The 6398-nt window shown below is 45.2% G+C and carries 6 protein-coding genes; 2 read left to right on the forward strand and 4 right to left on the reverse strand.

All coding sequences use genetic code 11. The features are described from left to right. Both Q0J48_RS06210 and Q0J48_RS06215 read right to left on the reverse strand, forming a co-directional pair. A partial coding sequence (locus Q0J48_RS06210; protein WP_366937069.1) for an ABC transporter permease occupies positions 1-1542 on the reverse strand: 1542 nt, incomplete at its 3' end. Beyond that, entirely contained in the window at positions 1542-2246 is a 705-nt protein-coding gene (locus Q0J48_RS06215; RefSeq protein ID WP_296242569.1) for an ABC transporter ATP-binding protein, read from the reverse strand. The genes Q0J48_RS06215 and Q0J48_RS06210, both read right to left, overlap by 1 nt. Before the next feature lie 136 nt (positions 2247-2382). On the opposite strand from Q0J48_RS06215, the gene Q0J48_RS06220 reads away from it, so the two are divergent. Beyond that, positions 2383-3249, forward strand: coding sequence for a DegV family protein (locus Q0J48_RS06220; RefSeq protein ID WP_296242571.1), 867 nt, complete (start codon positions 2383-2385; stop codon positions 3247-3249). Further along, positions 3250-4101: a DegV family protein gene (locus tag Q0J48_RS06225; protein WP_296242573.1), complete on the forward strand. Its 852-nt coding sequence runs from the start codon at positions 3250-3252 to the stop codon at positions 4099-4101. 34 nt (positions 4102-4135) lie between these two features. On the opposite strand, the gene Q0J48_RS06230 is transcribed toward Q0J48_RS06225, so the two are convergent. Together Q0J48_RS06230 and Q0J48_RS06235 are read right to left on the reverse strand one after the other, a co-directional pair. Continuing rightward, the gene (locus Q0J48_RS06230; RefSeq protein ID WP_296242575.1) at positions 4136-6001 is read right to left on the reverse strand and encodes an ABC transporter ATP-binding protein; all 1866 of its coding nucleotides are present in this window, start codon (positions 5999-6001) and stop codon (positions 4136-4138) included. Beyond that, on the reverse strand, positions 5994-6398 hold a 405-nt coding region (locus Q0J48_RS06235; RefSeq protein ID WP_296242576.1), incomplete at its 5' end, for an ABC transporter ATP-binding protein. The genes Q0J48_RS06235 and Q0J48_RS06230, both read right to left, overlap by 8 nt.

The following is a 6398-nucleotide window of genomic DNA, read 5'->3' on the forward strand; positions in this document are numbered from 1 at the left end:
GGCATTCAATTCCGACTGTCCGGAAGCTAATTCTTCCTTCGCATTTTGAATCTGGGCCAATCCCGATTCATACTGAGCCTCTCCGTTGACCAGTTCATTGTAGGCTTTTTGAAGCTGGACTTGAGCATTCAATAAGGCATCTCTTTGCGAAATCAAGGTGGCCTTTTGTGCCACAGAAGCATTGATTTGATCGCGCGTCTGGACCAATTGATCATATTGTGCTTGGACTTGTGAGCGCTGGCTGACAAGGGATTCATAGCCTTGGATCAATTCGATGGATTGTTCGATCTGTGACAGCTTCGTTTGTAAGCTGGCAAGAATATCTGTATTGGCCGGATCGTTTGGATCTAACAGAGCGATTTGATCCTGGATCGTTTGAGCTTGTGTCTGCAAGGTAGCTAGATCCGTTATGGCGGTGATCTGTTGGTAGCTGCTTTCCAGATTTGCCAATGTCTGATTGATTGTATTCAATCCGGCTTGGGCTTGTTGGATGCCCGATTCCACTTGCGGAAGCGAAGCTTCGGCCGTTTCGATTTGGGCGATCGCATCATTTAAGACCGGAAGATTATCTAACAGCGCAAGGTTATTATAGTATTCTTGCCAGCCGGCATCGAGTTGAGCACGGGAAGAAGCCAAGGTTGCTTCGCTGTTTTGAATCGCTTGCTGTCCCTGATTGATCTCGTTTTGTGCTTGATTGATTTGATCTTGCGCATCCTGGATCTGCGCGTTGAATTCCGCTTTGGCCTCATCGAGTTCCTGCTGGCTTTCTATGATGCGTACCTCAATCTGTTCACCGGCAATCTTTTCGAGCTCTTTGAGCACAGGATCGATCACGTCAAAATAATCATCTTCGTAAGAGTTATAGGCTTTGGCGCCTTTTACCAAGATATCGGCTTCGGTATAGTACTCAGAAAGAATGTTTTGTTCCGGTACATAAACAAAACTGTTCAACGTTCCCGATCCAATAGAACTGCTGCCTTTTTGATAGCTTAAATAGGTCGGTGTATAACAAGTACCAACGATCGTGTAAGTATCATTGGCCAAGGAATCACTGATCGGTGTATCTGTGCCGCTGGTCAAAGTAATCGTTTCTCCAATTTCCAGTCCGCCAAACAAGGTGTTTGTGGCACTGTCCGCTTCTACTAAGCATTCCTGATCGTTTTCTGGCATGCGGCCTTCGACAAGACGGATCGTATTGACTTTTTGTTCTTCCGGCAAAGAAATCAGTTTTAAGACCAGCTGCGTGTTTTCTTTTTGTGTTAAAACATCCATGGTAAAAAGACCTTGCGCAGTTTCGACACCCTTTACATCCTGTATGGCTTGAATGTCTTCTTCTGTAAGGCCTAGGGTAGAATAGATTTGGATATCTTGAAGATTCTGTTCATCAAAATAGGCATCGGCAGAATACTTCATGTCTGGAGCACTCGCTTTTACGCCCGCAAAAAAGGCCACTCCGATCGCGACGATGGAAAGAATGGAGAAGAATCGTCCAAAGGAGCTTTTGATTTCACAGAATATATTTTTTAAAAATGTTCTAGGCATTAGTATTCAATCGCATCTACGTCCATTGGATTCTCATTGATCTCGATGGAATCGATCTTACCGCTTTTGACCTTGATGATCTTGTCACCCATCGGAGTCAAAGCCAAATTGTGGGTGATCACGATCACGGTCTTTTTCTGCTGGCGGCAAGTGTCCTGCAGAACTTTTAAAACTTGTTTTCCCGTTTTATAATCCAAAGCGCCGGTCGGTTCATCGCACAATAACAGCTTAGGATTTTTTGCCAGGGCGCGGGCAATCGCCACACGCTGCTGCTCACCGCCGGAAAGCTGGCTTGGGAAGTTATCCATTCTTTCTTCCAATCCAACGGAACGTATTGTTTCTTCAATATCAAGAGGTTCTTTACAGATTTGCGTAGCCAGTTCGACATTTTCTCGCAATGTCAAATTTTGGACCAAGTTATAGAACTGAAAGACAAACCCTACATCATAGCGGCGATAGTAGGTCATTTCTTTTTCGTTATAAGCACTGACAGTTTGCCCGTCTACGATGATATCGCCTTCGGTGACGGTGTCCATCCCTCCCAGCAAGTTCAAGATCGTACTTTTTCCGGCACCGCTGGCTCCGGCAATGATCACAAACTCACCTTGATCGATTGAAAAAGAGACACCATCCAAAGCGTGGATCTTCACTTCTCCCATCGTATACGTTTTTTTGACATCTTTAAATGTGATAAAACTTGGCATAAAACGCACCTCGATTTACTAGCTTTATTATAACATGATTATACTAAAAAGGAGGCAGAATTCATCGGGAGTGCACATTGAGAAAATGAGGACTTCGTGATACGATTATACCGAATTATAAAAGGAGAATGAGCGTATGAAAGTAAGAGTGTTGACCGATAGCGGCTCTGGTTTGTCAAAAGAAGAAGCCGCCCAATATAATTTAGATTATCTGCCTTTACAAGTGATCGTCGATAATAAGACATATCTGGATGGGATCGATTTGACGATCGATCAATTGTATGATCTGATCGATAAAGGCTATATGCCGCAGACCAGTATGCCGCCTTTAGGAATGATCGAAGAATTATTTGATGAATACAAAAAAGAAGGCGTGACAGATGTCGTAGCCGTAACATTGTCCAATGGGTTATCCGGAACCAACCAGGCAATCCAGGCCAGTGCGAAATGGCATGAGATCAATTTGCATACTTTAGATATTTATACGACCTTGGCCGTGGAAAGATATTTAGCGATCAGTGCTGCCAAGCTCAATGAAAAAGGCTATGTGCCGGAAGAAATTATCCATCGTTTATCCGATGTGCTGGATCATACACAAGGATTCCTGATCCCGGAAGATCTGAATCATTTAGCTCGAGGCGGACGCTTGACACCGATGGCAGCCAAACTGGCCGGCATGCTCAAGATCAAGCCGATCTTGGAAGTCAGCAAGAATTCCGGAGGAAAAGTAGGAACGTGTGAAAAAGTTCGTACGATGGCCAAAGCCATCTCCAAAGCGGCTAAATTGGCAGCCAAAGGAGCCAAAGAAGCCGGTGATTGCGTCTATTTTGTGGTCGACTCTGCCGCTGAAGAAAATGCGAAAATGTGTGTGGATGAACTGCGAGCTCTGATTGGACCGGATCACAAGATCCAAAGAGAACCAATCTGTGCGGTTATCGCTTCGCATACAGGACTCGGCTCTGTTGCTTTCCAATACTGCAAAAAAGTGAAGGGGGCCGACTAGATGAAGATTGCTTTTGTGACGGATACAGGGACAGGAAAGGATCCGGCTTATTGGCAGGAAAGAGGGATTCATTGTTTTCCGTTGCAGATCGAATACAACGGAAATTCTTATGATGAATATGTCACGATCCCTTACAAGAAAGTCATCTCTAATCTGCATGAGCAGATCCTGATGAAAACTTCTTTGCCGAAACTGGGTGTGATCGAAGATACATTCGCGAAACTGAAAGAGGAAGGCTATGAGGCCGTGTTCTGTGTACCTATTTGTAAAGGCCTTTCCAGTACGTTTCAATCGTTGGAAATGGTAGCTCACCAAGTGGGGTTGAAATTCTACGGGGTGGATTGTTACGTCACGGCTGTGGTACAAGATCGCATGATCGAGATTGCCAAAGCGATGATTGAAAAAGGCCATACGCCAGAAGAAGCTATTGCTCGTCTTGAGCGCATTGCGGCAAGCTGTGAAACAGTACTGCTTTGTGATGATCTTCAACATATGAAACGCGGGGGAAGACTTACTCCGGCAGCTGCGATGCTGGGAGGACTTCTCAAGATCAAACCCGTTCTTTATTTAGACAAAGGGACCAAGGGGCGCGTCGATGTCATGGCCAAGGTCCGGACGATGACCAAGGCTCAAGATAAGGTGATCGAGTTTATCAAGAGTCGAGGGGTTACCTCTGATTATACCTTTATTGTGGCCCATGTGGATGTTTTGGATGCCGCGGTGGACTATGCCCAAAAGATCCAGAGATCTTTTGACGGGGCCAAGGTCAAGATCATTGATCTAGTCAGTGCCGTGGGGATCCACACTGGATTAGGATGCCTAGCTTTACAAGTATTCAACGAGAATGCATAAAAAAATGGTTCAAAGCGAACCATTTTTTTTGTGCTTATTCTAATTCAAAGGCACCTGTATAAAGCTGATAATATGTACCTTTCTGTTTGATGAGCTCATCGTGGTTTCCACGTTCGATGATGCGTCCATTTTCCAAGACCATGATCGCATCACTGTTTTGGATCGTGCTTAGACGGTGTGCAATCACAAACACCGTTCGTCCCTGCATCAGTTTATCCATACCATCTTGGACGATGCGTTCCGTATGGGTATCGATCGAAGAAGTGGCCTCGTCCAGGATCAATACCGGTGGATTGGCAACCGCTGCACGAGCGATCGACAACAACTGTTTCTGCCCTTGAGAAAGTGAGGTTCCAGAACCTGTGATCACAGTCTGATAGCCGTGGTCCAGATGTTTAATGAAGTCATGGGCGTTGGCAAGTTTTGCGGCTTTGATACATTCATCATCGGTTGCATCCAGTTTCCCGTAGCGGATATTATCCATGATCGTTCCTGTAAACAAGTTGGTATCTTGTAATACGATTCCCAAGGAATGACGAAGGTCGTCTTTTTTGATCAGCTTGATATCGATGCCGTCATAAGTGATGGAACCTTGCTGGATATCATAGAAACGGTTGATCAGATTGGTGATCGTTGTTTTACCGGCTCCGGTTGCCCCGACAAAGGCAATCTTTTCTCCCGGCTTGGCATAGAGATTGATATCATGCAAGATTGTTTTCTTTTCGTTGTAACCGAAGACGACATCATGGAAGCGGACATCGCCTTTCCATGGAACATAATCGACCGTACCATCTTGTCTCGGATGTTTCCAGCACCAGTGTCCCGTATTTTTATCGGTTTCGGTGTAACTTCCGTCTTCATTGACTTCAACACAAGTCAGAGTCACTTTTCCATCATCGACTTCGCTTGGGGAATCTAACAGAGCATAGATACGTGAAGCACCAGCTCCTGCCATCACAACGGCATTGACCTGCTGCGAGATCTGGCCGATCGGGTTGTTGAACGAACGGTTCAACTGCAGGAAAGCGGCAATCGTTCCCAGAGTCAAACCACCGATGCCATGCACGGCCATCATGGAACCGACGATTGCGGTGATGACATAACTTAAGTATCCTAAGTTTCCGATGATCGGCATCAAGATATTCGCAAACATATTCGCATTGGCACTGGCTTCAAACAATTGTTCATTGACTTTATCAAAGTCTTTGACACTTTGTTCTTCATGACAGAAGACTTTGATGACCTTGCTTCCTTCCACCATTTCTTCGATAAAGCCGTTGACTTTACCCAGGTCTTCTTGTTGGGCGCGGAAGTAGCGAGCCGAACGAGTCGTGATAAATTTAGAGGAAGCGACCATGATGATGGCGACAATAATGGCCACCAATGTCAAAGGAATATCTAGCAGGATCATAGAGATCAATACGGAGACCATCGTGACCACGCTGACGATCAGCTGCGGAGCTGCCATGGTTAAGAGCTGACGCAAGGTATCGGTGTCATTGGTATAGATCGACATGATGTCTCCATGAGAATGGGTATCAAAATAACCAATCGGCAAGGTTTCCATATGTTCAAACAGGCGGTCACGCGTATCGCGCAGCGTACCCAGCGCCACATTCAATAAGATTCGGTTATAGAGATATGTACAGAGGATTCCTACGACATAGATCGAAGCCAAAGTCAAAAGGGCACGGATCAATGGCCCGAAATCCGCTTCTTCCTGCGCCAGCATCGGTACGATATACACATCGATCAAATCTTTTAAGAAGGTGTTTCCGTAGACGTTGGCAAAACAGCTGATCAAAATGAAGATCAAAATGAAGAAACAAGCCAGTTTATAATTCTTGATCGTTGCCTTGATAATGCGGGCAAGACCGTTCGTTGGTTTTTGATTATTCACTGAGGTTTCCTCCTTTCTGCTGTTCCATGAATGTTTCACGGTAAAGCTTATTGGATTTTAATAACTCATCATGTGTTCCCAGGCCGGAGATCCTTCCTTCATCCAAGACCAAAATCTGATCAGAATCTTGGATCGAGCTGACACGCTGAGAAATGATGATACGAGTTGTATCCGGGATCTTTTCCATAAAGGCTTGACGGATCAAGGCATCGGTTTTCGTGTCGACGGCGCTGGTGGAATCATCCAGGATCAAGATCTTTGGTTTTTTCAACAACGCACGGGCGATACAAAGTCTTTGACGCTGACCGCCGGAAACATTGGTTCCTCCTTGTTCAATATAAGTATCGTATTTATCGGGCATCTTCTGAATGAATTCATCGGCCTGTGCCAATTTACA

It is taken from the genome of uncultured Faecalicoccus sp. (assembly GCF_944325745.1).
GTDB lineage: Bacteria > Bacillota_I > Bacilli_A > Erysipelotrichales > Erysipelotrichaceae > Faecalicoccus.

Coding starts and splice junctions, on each gene's coding strand:
- Q0J48_RS06225 (WP_296242573.1), top strand. CDS start 3,250: ATGAAGATTGCTTTTGTGACGGATACAGGGACAGGAAAGGATCCGGCT.
- Q0J48_RS06220 (WP_296242571.1), top strand. CDS start 2,383: ATGAAAGTAAGAGTGTTGACCGATAGCGGCTCTGGTTTGTCAAAAGAA.
- Q0J48_RS06215 (WP_296242569.1), bottom strand. CDS start 2,246: ATGCCAAGTTTTATCACATTTAAAGATGTCAAAAAAACGTATACGATG.